The sequence below is a fragment of the Lysinibacillus sp. FW12 genome, from assembly GCF_050817245.1.
Classification (GTDB): domain Bacteria; phylum Bacillota; class Bacilli; order Bacillales_A; family Planococcaceae; genus Lysinibacillus; species Lysinibacillus irui.
Map to the genome: position 1 here is coordinate 2001980 of NZ_CP139094.1, position 24197 is coordinate 2026176.

A 24197-nucleotide genomic window follows, 5' to 3' on the forward strand; every position below is an offset into this window, starting at 1 on the left:
TAATATCAGTTTGTTTTTTACACTATAATGGTTACGTATTCATTTCTTTATTTTCTGAAATGAATACGTAACCATAAAGAAAGGAGTGAATCAAGTTGAAAAAGGGCTTATGGATCAACGGAGAATGGAAGATGACTGCTGAATGGGTGGAGGTCCTAGCCCCTTATTCACAAGAGGTATTGGCACAAATTGCGATGGCCACAGAGCAAGATGTAAAGGAGGCCATTGAATGTGCACAGGCCGCAGCTCCTCAAATGGCTGCATTAACGGCTTTTCAACGAGCAGAGATATTAGAGCATTTATCCACCCTTTTTGCAGAAAATCGAGAGGAAGCGGCGAGTATTATTGCTATGGAATCAGCAAAGCCGTTAAAGTATGCCTACGCTGAAATTGATCGCACAATTGAAACGTATAAATTTGCCGCTGAAGAAGCGAAGCGTCTAACTGGTGAAATGATTCCTATGGATGCATCGAAAAATGGAGAGGGGCGTTTTGCTTATACAATTCGTGAACCAATAGGTGTCGTGGCAGCGATTACCCCCTTTAACTTTCCCCAAAACCTAGTGGCCCATAAAGTAGGCCCGGCATTAGCAGCAGGCAATACAATCGTTCTAAAACCTGCCACACAAACAGCACTGTCTGCTCATTTTCTAGCTAGGTTATTGGCCCAAACTAATTTACCAGCAGGTGCCTTTAATCTCGTAACAGGTCAAGGAAAATTAGTAGGCGACGTGTTTTTAGCACATCCAAACGTTAAAATGATTACGTTTACAGGAAGCCCAGCAGTAGGGATTTCTCTACGCAATCGAGCAGGTTTGAAGAAAGTAACTTTAGAATTAGGCTCCAATGCAGGCGTAATTATTGATGAAGGGGTACAGCTCGAGCGTATTATGGATCGTATTGTAATGGGGGCATTTTCCAACCAAGGTCAAGTCTGTATTTCTCTACAGCGAATCTATGTTATGGAGAGTATGATTGAGGAATTTTTAACGCTGCTGAACGCCAAAATCGAGCAGCTGACTATTGGTGATCCAATGGATAGTCAGACAGATCTAGCAATGATGATATCACAAGCTGAACAACAGCGAGCGTATCAATGGATTGAAGAAGCGGTTGCTGAAGGAGCACAAGTGATTACTGGAGGCCGCATTGACAATCATATTTTATTGCCTACGGTTCTATATAATGTTCAACCACAGAGTCGTGTGTCTTGTGAAGAAATTTTTGCACCTGTCGTTACTGTCAATACAGTATCGACTATTGAAGAGGCGATAGCGGCTATCAATGACTCTCACTATGGTCTACAGGCGGGTATCTTCACACCTTCTATTCAGACAGCTTTTCAAGCTACGAAAGCATTGCAGGTAGGTGGGGTCCTGATTAATGATGTACCTACCTATCGAGTCGATCATATGCCATATGGTGGTGTAAAGGAAAGTGGCACTGGTCGTGAGGGCATTAAATATGCATTAGAAGAAATGACGGAAATGAAGCTAGTAATATGGAATAACCAATAATCACGAATGGAGATGGGAAAATGAAAATGATTAAACAACACCCAAAATTGTATGTGATGGACAATGGTACGATGCGAATGGATAAAAACTATATGATTGCGATGCATAATCCTGCAACGATCGACCATCCAAATCAGCCAAATGAATTTGTGGAATTCCCAGTTTATACTGTTCTAATTGATCATCCAGAAGGCAAAATTTTATTTGATACAGCGTGTAATCCAAACTCGATGGGACCAGAAGGACGTTGGGGTGAATTTACGCAAAAAGCATTTCCTATCAATATGCCAGAAGAATGCTATTTACATCACCGATTAGAAGAATTAAATGTTCGCCCAGAGGATATCAAATATGTCGTAGCTTCTCATTTGCATCTCGACCATGCAGGTTGCTTAGAACTGTTTACAAATGCGACGATTATAGTGCAGGAGGACGAGTTTAATGGCACATTACAAACATATGCTAGAAATGTAAAAGACGGTGCCTATGTATGGGGTGACATTGATATGTGGATTAAAAATAATCTACAATGGCGTCTCATTAAACGTGGCGAGGATCATGTGAAACTAGCAGAAGGTATACAAGTATTGAATTTTGGTAGTGGTCATGCTTGGGGCATGCTAGGGTTGCATATTCAAATGCCTGACACAGGTGGCATCATTTTAGCTTCAGATGCCATATACACAGCTGAAAGCTTTGGTCCTCCTGTCAAGCCACCAGGCATTATCTATGATTCTGTAGGCTATAATGCAACGGTTGAACGGATTCGAAGATTAGCACATGAAACAAATTCACAAGTATGGTTTGGACATGATCCTGTTCAATTCAAATCATTTAGAAAATCGACGGAAGGCTATTACGAGTAGATAGGAGTAGAGAAGCCATGCATAAATTAACCTTTACACCTGCTAGTTATACTGGCTGGGGCTGTTTGAGTCAGCTTCTGCTAGAGGTAAAGAAATTTAACGCTTACAATATTTTAATCGTGACAGATCCATTATTAAAAGAAATAGGTTTAACAGATTATGTTGAAAAGCCTTTAATTGAAGAAGGCTACAAGACAACCATTTATACCGATATTGCACCAGAGCCTCCGCTCGCAATTGGAGAAAAACTGGTTGATTTTACGAGAAAGCATCCATTTGATTTAGTGATTGGTGTAGGTGGGGGCAGCGCACTAGATTTAGCAAAGCTTGCCGCTGTATTAGCAACACATGATGGAAAAGTGGCAGATTATTTAAATCTAACTGGAACAAAAACAGTAGACAATAAAGGATTACCTAAAATCTTAATTCCAACTACTTCTGGGACAGGCTCGGAGGTAACTAATATCTCTGTGCTGTCACTCGACACAACCAAGGATGTCGTGACACACGATTATTTACTAGCAGATGTAGCGATTGTAGATCCTGCCTTAACGATTTCCTTACCAGCGAAGGTGACGGCTGCGACTGGTGTAGACGCGTTAACTCATGCGATAGAAGCCTACGTATCAGTAAATGCGAATGCAGTAACAGACGCACTTGCACTACAAGCTATCCGATTAATTAGTCAGTCAATACGAACAGCTGTCCATAATGGGCAAGACAAGCAAGCGCGTACCGATATGAGTTATGGCAGTTATTTAGCAGGCTTAGCCTTTTTTAATGCCGGTGTAGCCGGTGTTCACGCTTTAGCCTATCCGCTTGGAGGTCAATTCCATATTGCTCATGGTGACTCCAATGCAGTGCTGTTACCATATGTTATGGGCTATATCCGACAAAGTTGTGAGAAACGTATGAAAGATATCGTCGATGCGATGGGGGTATCTTCTATCTACTTATCACAGCAAGAGGCTTCCTATAAATGTGTAGAAGCATTACAACAACTAATTAAAGATGTTCAAATTCCTTCCACTTTACAAGGATTCGGTATACCTGCTTCAGCACTCGAACAGTTAACAGAGGATGCAACCAAACAAACACGTATTTTAGCACGCAGTCCTATGCCATTAGAGCGAGATGATATTTATCAAATTTACCTTGCTGCCTTTGATGGCGAAGTCCGTGAACCATAGAGAACATGAGAAACGTTGATTTTTCAGCGTTTCTCTTTTTTTTGCTTTATGATATAAATACTTGGAAAAACCTGAACGAAATAGCACGCTCAACAGTCTAATCATTAGAGGGGAGTGAGGAAGTTGGATGAACAAGCATTAGTAAAGCGTGCCATCGCTGGTGATGAACAGGCATTTCTTTGCCTTATTCAAAACCATGAACAGACATTGTATCGTATTGCCTTTGCCTATTTAAGAAATGAACATGATGCTGTAGAAGCCGTTCAGGAAACAACCTATCGAAGCTTAAAAAAAATACATACTTTAAAAGAGGTAGCTTATTTTGGTACATGGCTTGTCCGAATTTTACTCAATATTTGCTATGATATGCGAGAAAAAAGATTACGTGTAGATTTACAGGAGAATGTAGAAATGGGTGATCATACACAGGATCATCAACGCTTTGAAATGACTGATATTATTGTAAAATTACCAAAAGCACAGCAGGAGCTCATTTTTCTTAAATATTTTCATGACTTACAAAACAAGGAGATTGCTGCACTACATAATATCCCCGAGGGTACGGTTAAATCTAGATTGCATACAGCACTAAGCAAGCTAAAACACTACTTTATGGAAAAGGGGGAGCATTAAATGAGGGACAGGTTTGATTATGATAAATTCGCCCAGGAATTAACACAAATAAAAGTACCACAAGAGCAATTGGTCAACGCACGCTTGAAAAGTATGAATCGCTACCATTCTGAAAAACGAATACGTCAACGAATTTGGCAAAGCCTTGCTATCGTAACGATATTGATAGTAGTGCTAGTAACATCTATTCGTGTATCTCCTGCACTTGCAAATAGTTTGGCAAAAATACCTATTTTTGCACCAATTGTCCATATGATCAAGGATGATAAAGGTGTCCAAGATATTGTAAATAATCAATATTACGAGGAGCTTGGCGTGTCACAAAGTAAAAATGAATTAACGTTTACACTTCAAGGTGTTATTGCGGATGAAACAGGGATGATCCTCCCTTATACATTAACTGCCCCATTCGATATTCAACAGCTCGACATCAAGAACATACATCTCAAACTGAATGGTGAAATAATACCCGTAGGTCTGGGATATGGCTGGTATCATGGAGAAGAAACGACGGTCATTGAGGAAAATTTTCAAGTAACATTTAACGAGCCGATTAATTATCAAGGTGCACAATTTGAATTAGTAATACAAGTTAATGATCAACAGCAAACAACTTTTTCCATCCCATTCTCAGTGAAAAAACCAATCGCCAAAGCTAAGGTATATGTAGTAAATAAAGAACTGAGCTTTGAAGGCCAGCATATAACGGTAAAATCTGTTTCTATATCGCCACTTCGAACAGGTATTACAATGGCTCTTAATCCCCATAATACGATGCGGATTTTAGGCTTTGAGGATATTCGTATGTTGGACGAAAGGGGAGAGGCTTGGACAACGATTCAAAATGGTCTGACAGCAACAGGGACTTTACTAGATGGGGAAGCGACATTCTATCTGCAAAGTAATTATTTTAGGGAACCTAAGCAGTTATCATTAGCCATTGGGAAAGTAGTAGCCCTACCAGTAGGTCAGGATTATATAGAGGTAGATTTTAATAAAAATAAGGTGTTAGCAAAGCCACCACTAGCAGGGCTAGCTATACAAGTGAATGATCAGATGGTAACCTTACATGCACCAAAGCACTCTCAAGATAAATTAAGTGCATTTCTAGGAAGAGCAGTCGATGCTCAAGGCACTGAATTTTATAGTAATGGCTCTAGTCATTCTGGTCCGAAAGAGAATCAAATTGTCCAGAATGAAAGCTATGATTTAAAGGGTATTGTGAACCCAGTACGGATTTACTTTAATTATTATGAAAATTACCTAGAGGGAACAGAAATAATAGATCTTCCATTGAATTAACAAAAAAATCTGCCGTGGATGGCAGATTTTTTAAAATCACATGTTACGCTTCCGCATCTGGTGTAAAAGTACGGGTAGCCAATTCAGCATCAAGCATAAAGATGGCGTTTGAGTCATTTTCGATACGTTCAAATTTACGAATTAATGTATCAAATGTAGATTCTTCTTCCACCTGCTCGTCGATGAACCATTTTAAAAAGGCCATTGTTGCATGCTCGCGTTCATCTAAAGCGATATCTGATAGATTATAAATACGACGTGTCACTTCTTTTTCATGAGAAAGGGCAGTTTTAAAGGCATCTAAAATCGATTCAAAATGATTGTCTGGGCTATCAAAGCCATGAATCGTTGCGCGGTAACCCATATCACTTAAGAAATTATAAAATTTCATGGCATGGAAGCGTTCTTCTTCTGCTTGTACTAAAAAGAAGTTAGCGAAGCCATCATAATCTTGATCAGTGCAATAGGCTGCCATTGCCATGTAGGCATGTGCAGAGTAAAATTCAAAATTCATTTGTTCGTTAAGAGCTGTGTGTAGTTTTTCAGATAACATAAAGGTTTTCCTCCTTTTGCAGTAAATGACTTCTTTACTAGTATACAGTGTAGGAAGAGGAACATACAAAAAATTTATTTTTCGTGGAAATTTATGCAAAAATGAATTGATATTCGTTCTCAATTAGAAAATTTATTCCAAATGACTGTTCAAGGAAAAATGAAAAAATCGCTTCGACATAAGTCTTAGCGATTTTTTCAACTTTATTGTTCTTGTTGTTTTTGATTTTTGACACCGACTAAGTAACCACCAAGTGCGATAGCGACTAAGATAATCCAGAAAGTAGCTTTCCATACAGTCGAATGTGGGAATTCGTGTGGAATAACGCCCAGTTTTTCATGTGCTAATGTTAAAACAGCTAATTTTACACCAACCCAGCCTACAATTAGGAAGGCTGCAGTTTCAAGTGAAGGGAATTTATCAAGAATTTTAACAAACCATCGAGCGGCAAAACGCATCATAATGACACCAATAATACCACCTAAGAACATGACAGCAAACTGACCAGCATTAATGCCACCGATATCAAAATCACCGATATGTGGTAATGTTACGGCGATGGCCACGGCTGCTAAAATTGAATCGACTGCGAACGCGATATCAGCAAGCTCGACCTTGACAACCGTCATCCAGAAGCCAGATTTCTTTTTAGGCTCCTGCACTTCTTCGGAGTTTTGCGAAGCCTTCCGTGAATCATAAATATGCTTAATCGACATAAACAATAGATAGGCAGCACCGATCGCTTGAATTTGCCAAAAATTTACGAGTGTCGTGATAAGGAATAGTGCGGCAAAACGGAAGATAAATGCCCCGACCAATCCGTATAATAAAGCTTTTTGTTGCTGTCCTTTTGGTAAATGCTTAACCATAACAGCCATCACCACTGCATTGTCAGCTGCTAATAAACCTTCTAGTACGATTAATACGATGAGTACCCATGCGTATTCTAAAAATATTGCCTCCAAATGTATTTCCTCCTTTAAATTTTGAACAGAAATGAATGGCGTGCTTCTAACTTATTCTTTCCTAATTTTAAGCAAAAGAAAAAGACCCCTGCCTAAAAAATAGGCAAAGGTCTTGCTAAGCAATTAACTGTTCGTTGCACAGAATGTATTCTGTGTGACAAGAAATGCCATCACACCCGATGGTAGATACCATGTAATGACGAATGTGAAATCAGATGCATCGATCGCATCTGCTAGCTACTCCCCTTTGACAATAAAGTCAAAAGCTATTCAGTTCTTACATAAATAATAGCATGCGGAAAAATGAAAGTAAATAAAAATATACTGCTATGGAGAAAAAATACTTTTCCGTTATGTTTGCACAAATGGTACTATTAAAAGATAGGCGAAAATTTTACAACTTAGAAAGGAGACAAACATGTATAGAAAATTTTTTTCCTACTATAAACCACATAAACGTTTGTTTGTCATCGATTTTTCGAGTGCTATCATTGTAGCCATTTTAGAGCTAGCTTTTCCACTTGCCGTTCAGTGGTTTATCGATGAACTGTTACCAACAGGCGATTGGAACATGATTGTGAAAGTAAGTATTTTATTGCTGCTTGTTTATGCAATTAGTACTTTACTGAACTTTATCGTCAACTATTTAGGACATAAACTCGGCATTAATATTGAGACTGATATGCGACAGGAATTATTTACACATGTCCAAAGACAATCATTCCGTTTCTTCGATAATACCAAAACAGGGCATATAATGAGCCGCATTACGAATGATTTATTTGATATTGGTGAGTTTGCCCATCATGGACCAGAGGATTTATTTATTGCCATTATGACCTTTGTTGGGGCCTTTGCTATTATGTTCAATGTGAATCCGACACTCGCTTTAATTGCAGCGATTATGGTGCCATTTTTAACATGGCTTGTGACTTTTAGTAATATTAAAATGAATAATGCTTGGAAGACGATGTACGGTAAAATTGCTGATGTCAACGGGCGTGTAGAGGATAGTGTATCTGGAGTGCGCGTTGTGAAATCCTTTACAAACGAAGATTTTGAAATTAGCCGATTTAAAGAGCAAAATGGATTCTTCCGCTCGGCAAAATTGTATGCTTATAAAATTATGGCCGGAACACACTCCAGCATTTATATGATGACTCGCCTTTTAACATTAGTGGTGCTAGTTGTCGGTGCTTGGCTAAGCTTTAATGGCAAGCTATCTTATGGGGAGCTCGTGAGCTTTGTCTTATATACAAATGTACTTATCAAACCAATTGATAAAATTAGTGCATTATTAGAGCTTTATCCAAAAGGGATGGCTGGCTTTAAGCGATTCCGTGAATTAATTGAGCAGGATCCTGAGATTCAAGATCGTGAGGATGCGAAGGTCATCAAACATTTAGATGGTGATATTGCGTTCAACAAAGTGCACTTTAATTACGACTCATCCAAACAAGTTTTAAAGGATATATCATTTGATGTAAAAGCTGGACAAACCATTGCCTTTGTAGGACCATCAGGAGCCGGTAAAACGACGATTTGTTCGTTAATTCCTAGATTTTATGAGGTCTCTAAAGGTGCGATTACGATTGACGGTATCGATATACGCAATATGACACAGGCTTCATTACGTGCACAAATTGGTATCGTACAGCAGGATGTCTTTTTATTTACAGGGACCATTCGTGAAAACATTGCCTATGGAAAACTAGATGCTAGTGAAGCAGAAATTCGAGAGGCAGCGAAAAAGGCTCATTTAGAGGCATTTATCGCAGAACTGCCAGAGGGCTATAATACCCAAATTGGGGAACGAGGCTTAAAATTATCAGGTGGCCAAAAGCAACGTCTAGCTATTGCTCGTATGTTCTTGAAGAACCCACCAATCTTAATTTTAGACGAAGCAACCTCTGCATTAGATACGGAAACAGAGATGATTATCCAGCAGTCTTTAACCGAGCTTGCTGAAAATCGAACAACGTTAGTTATTGCCCACCGATTGGCAACCATTCGCAATGCAGATCGAGTATTAGTTGTCACACCGAACGGCATTGAAGAAGACGGTACTTATGATGAGCTAGTTGCACAAGATGGAATCTTTGCTAAGCTCCATCATATTCAATTCCGGAAAGGACAAACAGAACAAAGCATGCAGAAGGATTTTGTTGAACTAACGTAAGTTAAGGAAAAGGGAGAATGATATTGCATCATCTCCCTTTTTTTGTCTATTCTTCTACATCATCTAACTGTTTGTAATAACTCTCTACAATAGGATGAATATCTGGGGTTGAATCGTAATAGATATCATCAATTTCATTTAATGTAAAGGAAAATTCTTTTTTGCCATCTAAAAGTTTAATGCCATATCGCCATCCAGAACGCTCTTCTTGATTGGTTTGTGGCGTAAATTCTACATCTTTAATTAGATTTAAAAAATCATTGATTTGTTCTTGCTTTGTAATTGTTTTGTAATAGCCAGTTGAACCATCTTGAATAATTACTTTATCCACCTGTTCAATTTGAGCATCTTGATAAAATTTTTCTAGTGTTTGTGTCTTTCCATGAGAACAAGCAGAAAGTAGAAATAAAATTCCGACTATTACCCCAAACACTTGTTTTTTCATTCAACCACCCCCAAGTTTAATTCTACCACCTAGATAAAAGCACAAGATGATATTGGATAGATTTTATGATAAATTTTGAATAAGGAATAATTTTTAAACGACAGTGACTAAATCTTTCATGAAAGGTTGAGGTGAACAATGGATAACGAGAAAATCATTGGTCAAACGAAAAGTGTAGGCTTTCAAATAGGTGTTAGAAGGACTTTTCCTTTTTCACAGGAGCAAGCTTGGGCATTAATCATTGCTAAGGAAGGTTTACATTCATGGGTAGGGGATGGTGCTACTCTTCATTTGGAACCTGGGCAGAAGTATCACTCTAAAATCGGGGCAGGGGAAATTAGAATTGTTAAACCGTTAGAGCAGCTTCGACTTACTTGGCAAAAGGAAGGGTGGTCAAGACCATCCACCGTTCAAATTCGTATTCTACCAAAAGAAAGTAATAAAACTACGATTAGTTTTCACCAAGAACATCTTTCTGATCAGACAGTGCGAGAAGAAATGAAACAATATTGGGAAAGTGTACTGGACAGTATTAAAGCAAGGGCACATACTATTTGAGAAAAAAGCATCCCTACTTTTTGATCTGACCCAAAAAAGTTAGACATATTTAGTTAAGCTACTTCTAAGACCTGAGTTCGGTACTCCACCGGGCTTAGGTCTTTTAATTTTGTCTTCATTCGTTTGTGATTGTAATAGTGAATATAGTCATGAAGTTCCTGTTCGAAATGTGCCATGGATTCAAATTCTTGTAGATACAGGAGTTCAGATTTTAATAAGCCAAAGAAATTTTCTATGACTGCGTTATCTAAACAATTGCCCTTACGGGACATACTTTGCGTAATCCCATGTTGTTTTAAGGTTCGTTGATACTTTTTCATTTGATAGTGCCAACCTTGATCCGAATGAAGAACGACTTGATCACCTGATTGAATGCGCTCCAATGCTTGTTCTAGCATATCATGGACGAGGTTATACACTGGACGATTCATTACCGTGTATGCAATAATTTCGCCATTACATAAATCAAGGACTGGTGATAAATAGCGTTTCTCACCAAATAGATGGAACTCTGTCACGTCTGTTACCCATTTCTCGTTCATTTTTTTCGCTGTAAAATCACGTTGTAATATGTTTGGGGCAATTTTTCCGACTTTTCCTTTATACGAACGATATTTCCTCATGCGGACTTCACATTTTATGCCAATGGCATTCATCAAACCGTTAATCGTTTTGGGATCATGAACAATGCCGTATTTTTTAAGTTCTTTAGCAATCCGACGATAGCCATAACGTCCCTTATGTTCATGATAAATGGACTGAATCGTGACTTTCACATCAGCATATTTATCAGTACGATTCAAACGCTTTTCCCAGTAATAATACGTACTACGTGGAATATCAGCGACTTTGATTAATTCCACCACTTCATAGATTTCCTTTAGTTCGTAAATTACTTGCGCTTTGATTTGGTTGGTAATTTTTCTTTCATTTGAACTAAAGTATTCAACTTTTTTAAGTAGGCATTCTCCATTTCTAATTGTTTAATACGTGCTGTTAACGCCTCAACAGACCCTTCAGCTGGTATTGATTTCGTTGTTCTTTTTGTGTCTTTTTTCATGGATGGACGCCCCTTTTTCTTGGAAACAAGAGCATCATAACCACCAACTTCAAACTTTAATTTCCAACCCCGAATTAAGCCAGAAGATGAAATATTAAAGAGAGCAGCTGTATCAACTGAAGATGTACCTGTCTCGTTCATATAATTAAGTACATTCATTTTATAGTCAGCTGAATAGTTTGTATAGGACTTTAAGAAAGTCTCTACACCATTTTTTTGATAACGGCGAACCCATTCACTTACAACCCTTTTTGTCACTCCGATGTCTTCTGCGATTTCAATCATAGATTCATCTCCATTTAAGTATCGCTGGACTGCTTGAATACGTTGTTCAGCCTTTACTTTTGCCATAAAAAAACCCCCGTAAAAGTTAGATTGGTGTCTAACTTTTACGGGGCAGTTCATTTTTAAAGGGATGCTTTTTGCTTAACTTTTTGATTCTTTGTTTTCATGGCCTTTAGGTGAGCGTGTATAATCCTGAGGAGCCAGTGCTTTATTGCGCTCAGTATAGCCTTTGGGTGATAAGCGGAAGACGGATTTTTTAATGGTAGCCCAATTTAAATCTGTCGCAAGATTCATGTAGGAATAGCCATAAATTCGAATATTACATACATAGAGGAGTGTAAAATATAAAGAAACGAAGAAGCCGAACAATCCGAAAAAGGCACTTGCAAGGATAAAGGCAACACGTAAGATGCTGACAGAGGTAACAAGCGATTGATTAACCAATGTAAAAGAAGCGATCGTCGAAATCGCGATGACAACAATCATTTCAGGGCTCGTTACACCTGCACGAATGGCTGCATCCCCAATGATTAATCCACCTACAACACTAATTGTACCTCCGATTACGGAAGGTAGACGCAAGCCTGCTTCTCGAAACAATTCAAACATTAAAAGCATAAGCAGCATTTCAAGGGAAGAGGGGAGAGGTAACCCCGATTTTGCTTGTACAACTGTCGCGAGTAGTTGTAAAGGTAATTGATTTTGATGATAGGTCGTTAAGGAAAGCCAAAATGCAGGCAGTAGTAAACCGATTAAAATCCCAAATATTCTTAATAAGCGTTCAAGTGAACTAAAGATTATTGGGTATTCATTATCCTCGGCTGATTTAAGTAGTAAAAACAAATTAACAGGCGTAATAACAGCGTAGGCAACGCCATCTACAAAAATAACAAATCGTCCTCTTGCTAATGCTTGAACTGCATAATCGGCTCTTCCTGTATAATCAAACTTCGGAAAAAGCTTAGAATTTTTATTTACCCGTTCCATCAATAAATCGCCACTAAAAACAATATCCGTATCAACGGCTGCAAGCTGCTTTTTAATGCCATGTAAAATGTCCATATCTACAATGTCATCAAAATATAGAATGGCTACCGTTGTCTTTGAACGTTTTCCTAGCTCCATTTTTTCTACGCAAAAGGAATTGGTCGGTAATCGTTTTCGGATAAGTGCGATATTGACGCGTATATCTTCGATAAAATTATCCCTTGGCCCTTTTACAAGAACCTCCATGCGTGTTTCTTCAGGTTTACGATTAGGCTTTTTTGCGATATTGCTAGCATAGACAAGATTGTCTTTGTGAAAATAAAGCAATAAAAACCCACTATATACAAATGTAAGGAGCTGTTCCTTGTCTTCTATTTTTTGCAAACTTGGAATATGAAGATGTCTTTCAATATTCTCTTCGAATGGAACATCATCCAAATGATCATAAAGATACTGAATACGTTGAATGATCACCTCATTAAGCATTTGTTGATCAATCATGGCATCACAAATTATAAAGTGTACTTTCTCCTGATTAAAGGTAAATTCCTGATATTGAATATCCGCTGATTTTTGAAACAATTTCTTAATTGTACGCAGATCTAGCGCTTGCTCTTGCTGAGGCATTATGCTTCACCACTTTTCATGTCTTGTTTATCAGTTTTCCCCTTTTTAGAAGATTTATCCGACAAGAAAGCTACGATAACGAAAAATATGGACAGCGCAAAGAAAAAAATAAATGTAAAAGTTAAAATATAATTTCCTTTCACCTTTAAAAATAAGCTTTCATTTAACATAATTAATGGTAAACAAAGGATGAAGAAGGGAGGTGCCAGCATTTGCCATATACGCTTTTTATCTCCTGTCATTTTCAATAAATCAGCTACGATGTACAAAAGGAAACTTACACGTATAAAAGTTCCGGTTAACCATTGGTAAATAGAGAAGAAGTCAAGATGTTCAATATAGCGCCCAATCGTCACTAAACCCCATTCTTCATAGGCAGGATAGCGTTGTTTAGCGGCTTCACTTGGACCAAACTCCGTTATGGCACCAATTAATGGACCTAAAGTTAAACCAACTAGGATCGCTAGCATAATAGCAAAGTGATACCAGCGAATTTGCTCTTTATACTGATGCTGTAAAAATAACAATATTAACAGCTCGATAAACCCTGATGCTGGGAATATCATACCTCGAAACACGGGCTGTAATCCATGTTCAAAGAAGGGTCGTAATAATTCATAATCTTTTACTTGTATATTGGTAAAGGCAACAAAAAAGCCAAGAACGACAACCCCAAATAATACAAAGACATTTAAGATGACGATCGTCTGTAGACTAGTGGTCACCAGTAGTATACAAAGAAAAATATAGATAACTAATAATATGATAACAGGCGTTTGAGGTAAAAATGTCGTATTGACCCATTGTAAGGTTTCAACCATTGTAAAAGCCGTCATAACCATTAAAAAAATAATAATCGCATAAATAATAATGGTAGAGCCGATTTTTCCGATTTTTTCGTTTAACCAGTCTCGGATGGATTCTTGTTTAGTTTTCTTGTGAATATACACAACAAGAAATAGCCAAAAGAACATGATACCTCCAGCAAACAATACGGATAGCCAGCCATCTCTTTTGGCCATATCTAAAAGAGGAGGAAGAATGGTTACATGGTTTTTCAAGCCAATAACTGTCATTGATAGGAAGATGACATGTAAAATACTGATTGATCCTACACCTTTCATGATGAAAACCCTCTAACATTGATTGATACATATTAGCTTAGACAAAAAAAGTCGGCTTTATAAGCAAAAAATGGTATGTCTACATGAAAAAACGAGGTATTTGATGAGTCAATCGTCAAATACCTCGTCGTATGGTAAGTCAGCTACATTAATGAATATATTTCATGCTAACAAGATCTTCTTGTAGGACATCTGTTGGAATTTCAAATTCTACAACACCCATGTAACCTGGAGCTACTTCATATTTATCGAAGGAAATCACCAGCTTCCCTTGATCTGAAATATAAAATGACTGATCTGGTTTGATTGTTGTAAATTCCTCCATTAAATCTTCGTCGGGAAGACCAGCGCCTTTCACCCAATACACTTTTTCTTGATTAGATTCTGCAATTTGTGCACGCATTTGCTCTTTGATATTTTCACTAATCGTCTTAATATATTGTTGATCTTTAAAGAGCATCGGTAGTGTAATTAAAATTTCATTTTCTTTATCAATTGTATCGTATTCCATCACCGTAGAAGACGAGGCCACTGTATTCACAACATAACGACCAATCGATAATATTTGCTCATTATCTGTTTTTATTTCAAAGCCACTATCAACGCCTAAATGACCTCCACCATTGGCCTTTAAATCACCAACTTCTGCGATGAACTGATCGTAGAGGGCCTTTCCCTCTGCACGATATTTTTCATTTAATGTATTCGCAAGGTCTTGATTATCTAAATTTTCAATGGATGGAACCTTAATATTGGCATCATAGTTATCTTCTGTCACTTCATATTCTGTCCATGTTAATACTTTGACAACACTACCGACAACGGGAATTTCAGAGAGTGTTTTGGCCATTGCCGGACTAACATTTAAGCTAGCAGTAAATAGCATAGCTGCAGCAGCTGAACCAAGTAACCATTGTGGTGTACGGTTTTTTTTCTTTTTTCTGCCTTGCTTCAGTGCCTTTTCAACGACAAAGTCTAGCTCCTTTGGAATAGGAACCTCTATATATTGTTTTTCTAAATCTCGTAATTTTTTATCCATGTGCAGTTTCTCCCTTCACATCTTCTAATTGTATTTTCAATAGTTTTAATGCTTTATAAAGACGCGATTTGGCTGTACTCAACTTGATATCGAGGATGTTCGCCACGTCAGCGAGCTTTAAATCCTCGAAATAGTGAAGAATGACAACCTCACGATACATTTGTGGGAGCTCATCTAATGCATGCTCCAAGTCGACATTTTCATAAACGTCCTCTTGGGCAGGAGTTAAATATTGCAGTGTATCATCATCTGTAACCTGTAAGCGTTTATGCTTACGTAAAAAATCAATGGCTGTACGGACAACTATTTTGTAAAACCAGCTTTTCATATAGGTCACATTTTCAAGTCGATCTAATGACAGCATGGCTTTTTGAATACTGTCCTGTACAACATCTAGTGCGTCCTGTTCATTTTTTGTATAGCTATACGCGAGCAAATAAAATCGCTCTTTTTGTTCACGAATGAATTGGACAAACACCTCTTCATGTTGAAATGCATTTCTTGTTTTCATGTCCAAAGAAGCTCCTTTTTTAACATTGTCAAATTGTATACATGTACTAGACGTGCGAAGGGTGGGAAAAAGTTAATAGCATTAAAAAAAACTTACCCCAATATGAGATAAGTTTTATCCTTCTATAGTTGTGGCATACGTTATGCATAACAGAGTGTTATGAAAAATAGTCATATGTATTTTTCAAGAGTAATAGAATAGTCACAACGATAAATAGTTTACGAACATAACCACTGCCGCGTTTAATGGCAAACTTAGATCCAACAATGGCGCCTGCAATTTGAGCAAGCCCCATTGGTAAACCATAGGCATAATTTATTTGTCCTAAGTATATAAACATAAGAAGGGCTGCTATATTGCTGCCAAAATTTAAAAATTTAGCATTTCCTGCCGATTGTAAAAAATCAAACCCAACCATTAGAAAAGCAAATAATAAAAATGAGCCTGTCCCAGGACCTAAAAAGCCATCATAAAAGCCAATAAGCGTGATGACGATAACAAAAATCATATAGCGTTTGGGTGTTAACTTTTTATAGGTAGTCATACTTCCCCAGTCTTTTTTGAAGATAGTATAGATGGCTACTGCTGCGAGCATGAACAACATGAGTGGCTTAAGTACACTCGGATCCATTAAGTGGACAATCCAAGCACCAAGCATGGAGCCGAAAAAGACAAAAGGGAATAATTTATACACGGCTTTTATATCTAGTTTACCAGAACGATAAAATGTCACGGTACTAGTAAGTGACCCCATCGTACCTGCTAATTTATTGGTTGCTACTGCAGCAGAGGGGGGAAGGCCAACAAAAAGGAGGGCTGGCAAAGAAATAAGTCCGCCACCACCAACAACAGAATCAATAAATGCTGCTAAGAAACCGAATAGGAGTAGGATGATTAAAATATTTATGTCTAAATCAAAAGGCACAACAAGGTCCTCTCTTTTCTATTGTAATAATCTGATAGTAGCGAACTGAAGATAGGCTGTAAATACTCTATTAGTATTTTAGAGTAGGGAAGCTTAAAATGACTAGATAGTAAAATGATATAATTTCTACATTATTCAAATAATTTCTACTTAAAGTCGTTATTTTGATGTATTATGTAGATGATGGTGTTTTTACTTAAAGGGGACGTGATGACATGAGTTTAGGCAATCATATACGCGTTTTTCTCTGTGTTGTGTTTATGGGGGTTCTTGTAGGATATGTCTTTAATGCAAAAAAAGATATAACAGATCATGACTATATTGATCTCGTAAAAGAAGGCTATTTGGAGAATTTTTCAGATGTGACAGTGCGAAATGCGTTTAATTATGCGTTTTTTGAACCATATTGGCGTTATTATCAGGCAAAGACTGGAGAACATGTTGTTGAATTATCAGGGGATATAACGTTTCAAGATGAAAAAGGACATGCGATTTTACAATTTGTTGTTAACGAAGAAACCCAGCAATTTTCTCTTCAAGCGATGAAATTTAATGACGTGGTATTCAATCAGCAACAAAAACAAAAGCTAGTGAGCTTGGTCTATCGAACATGGGAAAATAAACAACTAGCTTATGAGTAAGGTTTTTTATTTTGTAAATCATCCAAACTGTATTACAGTAAAAGAGGGAGCTAAGAGACAGAGAGGATGTTTTAAATGAGATTAAGTATTTTAGATCAAATGCCTATACCTAAGGGTCATTCGGCAGAGGAAGCCTTCCAACGTACAGAACAACTGGCACTGCAAGGTGAAGAACTTGGCTATCATCGTATGTGGCTAGCTGAACACCATAATAGTCAGTCACTAGCAAGTTCAGCTCCCGAAGTGACCGCTGCTTTTTTAGCTGCGAAAACAAAGCGACTTCGCATTGGTACTGGTGGCGTCATGATGATGCATTATTCACCATATAAGCTTGCAGAGGTATTCAAGACATTATCTGGCCTAGCACCAAATCGTATTGACTTTGGTGTAGGGAGAGCCCCTGGTGGCGATCATGCTGCTATTTATGCTTTAGCAGAGGGAAGAAGACAACGCTTCACAGAACAGTACGACAAACTCGACATTATTTTAAAGTTAATGAATAACCAGAAAACAGGTGAACATGTTTATGATCAAGTTGTTGCAGCCCCAGTACAAATTTCTTTACCTGAAGCTTGGTTACTAGGTTCGAGTGGGCAAAGTGCTATGCAGGCTGGTCAACTGGGGGTAGGGTATTCTTATGCCCAATTCTTTACCGGTAATATGTCGAAGGATATTTTTGATGCCTATAAAGCCTATTTTACGCCTTCTTATTATATGGAAAAACCACAAATTATCGTCACATATGCAGCAACTGTTGCACCGACATTAGAAGAAGCGGAATATTTGGCTAAACCAATTGATATTTCTCGTCTTCAACTGATGAAGGGCCAAATTATTCAAACGATGTCACCAGAAGAAGCAAAGGATTATCCACTAACTGAGATGGATAAAATAACGATTGCTAATAATCGTAAAGCGAACCTTGTTGGTACACCAAAGGACATTGCTGCATTTTTAATTGCTGAGCAAGAACACTATGGGTTTGATGAAGTAATGCTAAATTGTAATCAATATGAATTAGACAGTCGTTTAAATACTTATAGATTCCTGGCAGAGGAATTACTATAGAAAAATATACCATCTTTATAATGTTTTAATTAAGATGAAGCTAATTATTAAATCACCTCTTGTTTTTTTAGAGGTGATTTTTTATTGAAAATTTGAGTAGAATTGTCATGTTGAAAGAAAAAGAAAAACCCGGAAATCATTTTCCGGGTCTGATTACCACTTACTATTTTTGCTCCATGACACACTGCCTCGCTTCCGTATAGATTCTTAAGAATATCCTAAGAAAACTGTACTTTAGCTTTATTCAGCTTTGATGGTCCTTCAGAGTAATCGATCAATCGCACTCATCGGGTTAACCCTCCTAGTCATCGGATTTGAAGTGAAATCTTTATTAGTATAGATCAACTATTATTTTTTATACGTCTTCAATAAATAAAAAATTTAAAATCTTATTTATCTTTTTTGCCTTTTATTGATCGTAGTTATTTGAATAATTAAAGACAGCAGCCTATTTTATAAAATGGGTGCGGTTTTAATTATTGGGATTTATTTCTAGTCATGTGGTTGACTTGAAATGTGCATAAAGCTATATTTACAAATGATGAATTAGACAGCAGAATATGGGAATAAGGTCTAAAGGAAATTAAGAAAAGAAATGGGGAATATAAATGGGATGGTTGCTCCTGCTTGCTGTTTTTAGTGGGTTAATTTTATTTATAATTAAAAAGCGCGCATTTACATTTGGTTTATCTCCACAAGCTTTAGAGATTCGACCAATTAAAGGATTAAAAAAGCTAAGTGATCACCTGGAACAATCCCTTAGTAAAAATTTTATGGTGAACGTAGAAGAGCGGGTAAGGCAAAAGAATAGGTTAAAAGAAAATGAGTATGAGTGGCGACTCCTTGATTTAAAACGTTATTTTATCTTGACATCTCTTTTTAAAGAGTCACCCATGTTTAGTGAGAAAGTCGATGAGCTGTGGCATCAGATGCTCATGTTTACCCGGGAGTATGACGAATTTTCAAAGAAGTATCTAGGGACAACATTGCATCATAGTCCCAATGTAAATATAGTGCCAGATCCAGATTTACGAGGATTTTTTGATTGGGTGTATGCGGAGCTTTTTTTCATTAGAAATGAGAACATCCATCTTTATAAAGGATTTTTCAGAAATCCTGTGCAGCCGGCAATTATTGATGAATTTAAAAATCTACCAGAAAATGAACTAATAGAACTCTATTTTAAAAAAGATACCAACTATATGTCTACTGTTCTCTCTCTTATTTCTTCCATGAAGAAAACAGCTAATAGAGTAAAAGACTATGAGAAAAACGTCATACAGGAAATGCTGAGAAAAGGAAAAACACAACAAAATTATAACGCCATGCTCATTCCTTTCTTATCTGTTTCTTATTTTCATTATGATGAATTTCAAAGTTACATGAAAATTAGTAGCAATAGCTCATCAAGTTGTACAAGTTGCGGATCAGCTAGCTCCTGTAGTTCTTGCACGTCCGCTAGTTCTTGCTCTAGCTGTGGTGGGGGCGGAGATTAATGTAAAGAACCAATGTAGATAAAAAGAACTCCATTTTGTTTTTTCAAAATGGAGTTTCTCTATTAATATTCCTTTTAAACTCGAGCAGAGCCACTAACAAATGATTGATCTGGATAATACATATTTTTTACAAGTACATTAGGGCCTAAGCATTTTACTGCTGGACAATGGCAGTTAAGCGATTTTGCTAAATCTGTTGCCATCCATTTATCAAAAATAGCGGTTAGCTCATCCTGTACAATATTGCCAAGAGCCGGTGTATCACCAAAATCTGTGACAATGACATCACCAGTGAAGATATTGACATTTAAACGTGAACGTCCATCTGGGTCATTACGCAAAGTGACGTTCTTCGCTGTTCGTAGACGTTGCAGCAATTTTTGATCCTCTTCATTCATACTGCATGGGTAGAATGGCAGTGTGCCAAATAGCATCCATGTATTTTCATCACGAATATCCAGTAAATGATGAATGGCTTCCCGCGTTTCTTCTAGTGATAAAGAAGTAAGTGCACTTGCAAAGTCTGATGGGTACATGGGATGTACCTCGTGGCGTGCACATTTCATCTCATTGATGATTTGGTTATGGATATGTTCTAAATATGGTAAAGTTTTTTTGTTTAACATTGTTTCCGCAGATACCATTACACCATGTTCTGCAAGCATTTTAGAGTTATCAATCATGCGTTGGAACAAAGCTGCTCGCTGTTCATAAGTCGGTTTTCGCTCCATCATGGCAAAGCCTGTTTCGACAAATTCATCGATTGTACCCCAGTTATGTGAGATATGTAGTACATCTAAATACGGTGCAATCAGTAAATAACGTTCAGGCTCTAATGTTAAGTTGGAATTGATTTGTGTGCGTACGCCTCGCTCATGCGCATATTTCAATAAAGGCAATACATAGTTTTGAACGGACTTCTTAGACATCATCGGTTCTCCACCAGTAATCGATATTGTCTTAAGGTGTGGAATTTCATCTAGGCGCTTTAAAATTAATTCGATTGGTAATGCCTCTGGGTCTTTATTCTGTAATGTATAACCTACTGCACAGTGAGCACAACGCATATTACAAAGTGTTGTTGTTGTAAATTCAATATTTGATAGTGTCATTTGTCCATGCTGTTCCACATCTAAATAAGCTTCCCATGGATCAAAGACAGGCGTAATTTTTTGTAAGGTCGTCATCTTTCGTACATCTTCCTTTCTAGCATTCTATTGTCTCATATTCATCGATAATTTCAAATATGAAATTACAGAACGGGCTATTTTAGGACTAGATGAACATTTTTTTACCCAATTAAGGAAAAACACCTCTGTTTCACATATTTAGAAACAAGAAATGTAAAACGTATACATGTCCTAATATTCTGGAAAATATTCATAAAAGGACATTTTGCTGTTATTTTTCTAAAAAAACGTTATCATGAATAGAGGAATTAGTCACAATGCATCAAAGAAAGTGGGAACGGACATGACGAAATATGAAATACTATTGTTTGACGTGGACGATACGTTACTAGATTTTGATCTAGCTGAAAATGCAGCACTTGACCGCATGTTTAAAGAGGAAAACATAGCAGTTACTCAAGAGATGATTGCGCGATATAAAGAAATTAATGAGTCCATGTGGCGTGCGTTTGAGCGTGGGGAAATAACAAAAAATACATTACATAATACGCGATTTGCTATTGCCTTAAAGGAATTTGGTATAGAAGTCGATGGAGCCTACTTTGAAACACTTTTCCAAAAATATTTGTGTGAGGCCCACCATTATGTAGAAGGTGCCTATGAGGTGATTGCCCAGCTTGCCGACCACTATCATTTATATGTGGTGTCAAATGGTGTCACGGCTACACAAAATAAACGGCTTGTGGATGCTAAGCTAGCACCACATTTTAAAGACATTTTTATTTCGGAGCAAACAGGCTATCAAAAGCCTATGCCAGCATTTTTCGAATACGTTTTTGAACGGATTGATGATTTTGATAAAGATAAAACGCTGATTATTGGAGACTCGTTGACATCCGATATAAAGGGTGGTTTACAATCAGGTATCGACACATGCTGGTTTAATATCCGTAATATCGAAAACACAAGTGAAATTAAGCCACATTATGAAATTAACAAATTACACGACCTACATGAATTATTGAATAAACAGCTAGTTTAGTATTCGGTTTTAGAAATAAACGTATAAAGCAATAACATTAAATAAAATATCAATGGTACAGTAGTAATTAGGAAATGAAAATCCTGAAAAATTTACACGCATAACATTGTAAAAAAACAATCGTATGCGTGTATTTTTCTCTCTAATCACAAAGTGTAAATCTGTATTCAGCACTCTTTTTATACCACATTTCATATAAATGACATTTTTACTGAGTTAGAAAAAGTCCAATTTTTCTTTAAAAGAGAAATTGGACTTAGTTATTATTGTCGAGATGTAGTTGTTTGAATAGTAAATTTTGAGACATTTTCCTGCATTTTATTAGCTAACTTATCTAATTCTTCACTGGAATGGGCAATTTCATAAAGGGAGTTTGTTTGATTCTGTAGATAGGCGGCAGCTTCTTCTGTACCAGCTGCATTTTCTTCAGATATGGCAGATAAGTGTTGTAGAATATCTATTACTCCATTTTTCTTGTCATCCATATTATTGCCTATTTTATATAAATCCTCAATAACCGTTTGTATTTTTTCAATAGAAACTGCCACATCTTCAAATTTGCCATTTGTAGTTGCAACACTTTTAGCTTGCGAAGTGACAAGGTTGCTCATTTCTTGCATTGTTTGAACGGCATGTCCAGTTTTTTCTGTTAAATCTCCTATAACTGTGGCAATTTCCTTAGTAAATTGATTGGATTGTTCAGCCAACTTTCGTATTTCGTCCGCAACAACAGCAAACCCTTTTCCTGCTTCGCCGGCCCTCGATGCTTCAATAGCCGCATTTAAGGCTAGTAGATTCGTTTGTTCTGAAATTGTTCTGATCATCTGGCTTGCATTTTGAATTTTCCCAGAACTTTCGTTAGTCGTGAGAACGATAGCATAAATTTCTTTTGCTGCAATATTATTTTCTTCTGTTTTAGCAACAAGCTCTTCTAATATGAGTAAGCTTTCATCTTTAGCATTGCTTACTTCATCGACAAATAGAGTCAACTGTTGTAAATAATTCTGATTATTTTCGATTAATTCTCCGAGCTCGCCAATATTTGCAGTCCCAAATTCAGTATCTTTTGCTTGTTCCACAGCACCCTTAGCGATGTCTTCAACTGCAGATGATAAATCCTTTGACGACGCTAAAGAAATACTTGTAGCATCTTTAAGTTCTTCTGATGATGTAGTAACCTTATTCGAAGTAAGACTGATTTCAGTAAGCAAATCAACAAAATTATTCTGCATCTCGTTTAATGCATATGTAAGTTTGCCTATTTCGTCATTTCTTCTTACATACTTTGGATCGATTAACTCAGTAAATTCTCCTTTTCCCATTTCATGGCATTTATCAACTGCTAACAGCAAAGGTTTGAACATTTTATTTAAAATAATAATCATTAGGACGATGATGATGATACAACCAATACCAACTGTCATCAATTCTTTTATTAAAATTCCATTCGTTGCCTCAGTAATATCGCCCTCAAAAATACCTACATCCATAGAACCGTAAAGCGTATTATCTAGATAAATCGGTACCATTATATCGAACGTCCAATTTTTCTGCATATCCGCATAAAATCTACTCGTCATCGTTTTCCCGTTTTTTGCTCCATCTACAGAGTAGGGGTCATCTTCATAATTTTTACCTATTTTCTCTTGATCACTATGAGCTATTGCCGTAACGTTTTTATCGATGATAACTGCATAGGCTATTCCATTTTGTTTTACTTTGTTTTCAACAAAATTTTGCAATTCCACTGTAGGATTAGAGGTCGAATCTAGAATATTCTCCGCTTGACGGGCAATTTCATTGACCTGTTGAATACTCTTTTCCAATAGGGCATCTGAAACATTTTCTTCCACTATTTTAATATTCAAATAGGAACTAATGCTAATGATTGAAATAAACAGCAAAAGTGATATTCCGATAATACGATTTTTTAAGCTTCCTTTTCTGACTTTAGAATTTTTCCAGTGTTGACTCATAGATGTTACCCCCTTCTTTTTAATTATTTCTACGTTTCAATCTATTATAGTTCTATAGTTGCATTTATTCAATGCTTT

22 protein-coding genes are annotated in these 24197 nt (G+C 37.0%); 11 read left to right on the top strand and 11 right to left on the bottom strand.

All coding sequences use genetic code 11. The annotated features are described in order from the left end of the window. Nucleotides 1-95 precede the first annotated feature (95 nt). The 5 genes from SJW71_RS10170 to SJW71_RS10190 all read left to right on the top strand — a co-directional run bounded on the left by SJW71_RS10170 (nucleotide 96) and on the right by SJW71_RS10190 (nucleotide 5508). The gene (locus SJW71_RS10170; protein WP_431812084.1) at nucleotides 96-1517 is read left to right on the top strand and encodes an aldehyde dehydrogenase family protein; all 1422 of its coding nucleotides are present in this window, start codon (nucleotides 96-98) and stop codon (nucleotides 1515-1517) included. 20 nt (nucleotides 1518-1537) lie between these two features. Further along, nucleotides 1538-2383, top strand: a complete 846-nt coding sequence (ahlS, locus tag SJW71_RS10175; protein ID WP_274793497.1) for an AhlS family quorum-quenching N-acyl homoserine lactonase — start codon at nucleotides 1538-1540, stop codon at nucleotides 2381-2383. Nucleotides 2384-2400: 17 nt separating this feature from the next. Next, complete coding sequence (locus SJW71_RS10180) at nucleotides 2401-3573, top strand: iron-containing alcohol dehydrogenase (RefSeq protein ID WP_274793496.1); 1173 nt, start codon at nucleotides 2401-2403, stop codon at nucleotides 3571-3573. A gap of 123 nt (nucleotides 3574-3696) precedes the next feature. Further along, entirely contained in the window at nucleotides 3697-4206 is a 510-nt protein-coding gene (locus tag SJW71_RS10185; protein WP_322612118.1) for a sigma-70 family RNA polymerase sigma factor, read from the top strand. Next, nucleotides 4207-5508, top strand: a complete 1302-nt coding sequence (locus SJW71_RS10190) for a DUF4179 domain-containing protein (protein WP_431812085.1) — start codon at nucleotides 4207-4209, stop codon at nucleotides 5506-5508. 43 nt (nucleotides 5509-5551) lie between these two features. Here SJW71_RS10190 and SJW71_RS10195 read toward each other — a convergent pair whose 3' ends face one another. Beyond that, a complete protein-coding gene (locus SJW71_RS10195) occupies nucleotides 5552-6061 on the bottom strand; it encodes a ferritin (protein WP_274793493.1) in 510 nt (169 codons plus the stop codon). A 203-nt stretch (nucleotides 6062-6264) separates the two neighbouring features. Further along, nucleotides 6265-7026, bottom strand: coding sequence for a TerC family protein (locus SJW71_RS10200; protein WP_431812086.1), 762 nt, complete (start codon nucleotides 7024-7026; stop codon nucleotides 6265-6267). A 418-nt stretch (nucleotides 7027-7444) separates the two neighbouring features. On the opposite strand from SJW71_RS10200, the gene SJW71_RS10205 reads away from it, so the two are divergent. After that, nucleotides 7445-9205: an ABC transporter ATP-binding protein gene (locus SJW71_RS10205; RefSeq protein WP_312507662.1), complete on the top strand. Its 1761-nt coding sequence runs from the start codon at nucleotides 7445-7447 to the stop codon at nucleotides 9203-9205. Nucleotides 9206-9251: 46 nt separating this feature from the next. Here the strand turns inward: SJW71_RS10205 and SJW71_RS10210 are convergent, their stop codons facing one another. Then, entirely contained in the window at nucleotides 9252-9650 is a 399-nt protein-coding gene (locus SJW71_RS10210) for a hypothetical protein (protein ID WP_312507663.1), read from the bottom strand. A gap of 138 nt (nucleotides 9651-9788) precedes the next feature. Here SJW71_RS10210 and SJW71_RS10215 point away from each other — a divergent pair, with 138 nt between their 5' ends. After that, nucleotides 9789-10208 (top strand): SRPBCC family protein, encoded by a 420-nt coding sequence (locus SJW71_RS10215; protein ID WP_274793489.1) that lies wholly within the window; start codon nucleotides 9789-9791, stop codon nucleotides 10206-10208. Nucleotides 10209-10261: 53 nt separating this feature from the next. On the opposite strand, the gene SJW71_RS10220 is transcribed toward SJW71_RS10215, so the two are convergent. From SJW71_RS10220 to SJW71_RS10245, 6 genes are all read right to left on the bottom strand, one after another. Next, nucleotides 10262-11619 (bottom strand): IS3 family transposase gene (locus tag SJW71_RS10220; protein ID WP_431812087.1). Its coding sequence is split into 2 segments (ribosomal slippage): nucleotides 10262-11166 and nucleotides 11166-11619, totalling 1359 coding nucleotides; the frame shifts between segments, so codons are not numbered across the junction. 75 nt (nucleotides 11620-11694) lie between these two features. Beyond that, nucleotides 11695-13167 (bottom strand): spore germination protein, encoded by a 1473-nt coding sequence (locus SJW71_RS10225; RefSeq protein ID WP_322606639.1) that lies wholly within the window; start codon nucleotides 13165-13167, stop codon nucleotides 11695-11697. Beyond that, nucleotides 13167-14291, bottom strand: a complete 1125-nt coding sequence (locus SJW71_RS10230; RefSeq protein ID WP_322606638.1) for an endospore germination permease — start codon at nucleotides 14289-14291, stop codon at nucleotides 13167-13169. The genes SJW71_RS10225 and SJW71_RS10230 overlap by 1 nt, the downstream gene beginning before the upstream one ends. A gap of 148 nt (nucleotides 14292-14439) precedes the next feature. Continuing rightward, the gene (locus SJW71_RS10235) at nucleotides 14440-15330 is read right to left on the bottom strand and encodes an RsiV family protein (protein ID WP_431812088.1); all 891 of its coding nucleotides are present in this window, start codon (nucleotides 15328-15330) and stop codon (nucleotides 14440-14442) included. Then, the gene (locus SJW71_RS10240) at nucleotides 15323-15841 is read right to left on the bottom strand and encodes an RNA polymerase sigma factor (RefSeq protein ID WP_155594023.1); all 519 of its coding nucleotides are present in this window, start codon (nucleotides 15839-15841) and stop codon (nucleotides 15323-15325) included. The genes SJW71_RS10235 and SJW71_RS10240 overlap by 8 nt, the downstream gene beginning before the upstream one ends. A 157-nt stretch (nucleotides 15842-15998) precedes the next feature. After that, entirely contained in the window at nucleotides 15999-16766 is a 768-nt protein-coding gene (locus SJW71_RS10245; protein WP_322606637.1) for a sulfite exporter TauE/SafE family protein, read from the bottom strand. Nucleotides 16767-16981: 215 nt separating this feature from the next. Here SJW71_RS10245 and SJW71_RS10250 point away from each other — a divergent pair, with 215 nt between their 5' ends. The 3 genes from SJW71_RS10250 to SJW71_RS10260 all read left to right on the top strand — a co-directional run bounded on the left by SJW71_RS10250 (nucleotide 16982) and on the right by SJW71_RS10260 (nucleotide 19971). Continuing rightward, entirely contained in the window at nucleotides 16982-17407 is a 426-nt protein-coding gene (locus tag SJW71_RS10250) for a hypothetical protein (protein ID WP_274793483.1), read from the top strand. A gap of 75 nt (nucleotides 17408-17482) precedes the next feature. After that, the gene (locus SJW71_RS10255; RefSeq protein ID WP_431812089.1) at nucleotides 17483-18475 is read left to right on the top strand and encodes an LLM class flavin-dependent oxidoreductase; all 993 of its coding nucleotides are present in this window, start codon (nucleotides 17483-17485) and stop codon (nucleotides 18473-18475) included. Nucleotides 18476-19083: 608 nt separating this feature from the next. After that, complete coding sequence (locus tag SJW71_RS10260; RefSeq protein ID WP_312506529.1) at nucleotides 19084-19971, top strand: hypothetical protein; 888 nt, start codon at nucleotides 19084-19086, stop codon at nucleotides 19969-19971. Between the two features lie 74 nt (nucleotides 19972-20045). On the opposite strand, the gene yfkAB is transcribed toward SJW71_RS10260, so the two are convergent. After that, a complete protein-coding gene (gene yfkAB / locus SJW71_RS10265) occupies nucleotides 20046-21158 on the bottom strand; it encodes a radical SAM/CxCxxxxC motif protein YfkAB (protein ID WP_431812090.1) in 1113 nt (370 codons plus the stop codon). Nucleotides 21159-21444: 286 nt separating this feature from the next. Here yfkAB and SJW71_RS10270 point away from each other — a divergent pair, with 286 nt between their 5' ends. Further along, on the top strand, nucleotides 21445-22143 hold the full coding sequence (locus tag SJW71_RS10270) for a YjjG family noncanonical pyrimidine nucleotidase (protein WP_431812091.1): 699 nt from the start codon (nucleotides 21445-21447) through the stop codon (nucleotides 22141-22143). Between the two features lie 263 nt (nucleotides 22144-22406). On the opposite strand, the gene SJW71_RS10275 is transcribed toward SJW71_RS10270, so the two are convergent. After that, nucleotides 22407-24119, bottom strand: coding sequence for a methyl-accepting chemotaxis protein (locus SJW71_RS10275; RefSeq protein ID WP_274793473.1), 1713 nt, complete (start codon nucleotides 24117-24119; stop codon nucleotides 22407-22409). Between the last annotated feature and the right edge of the window lie 78 nt (nucleotides 24120-24197).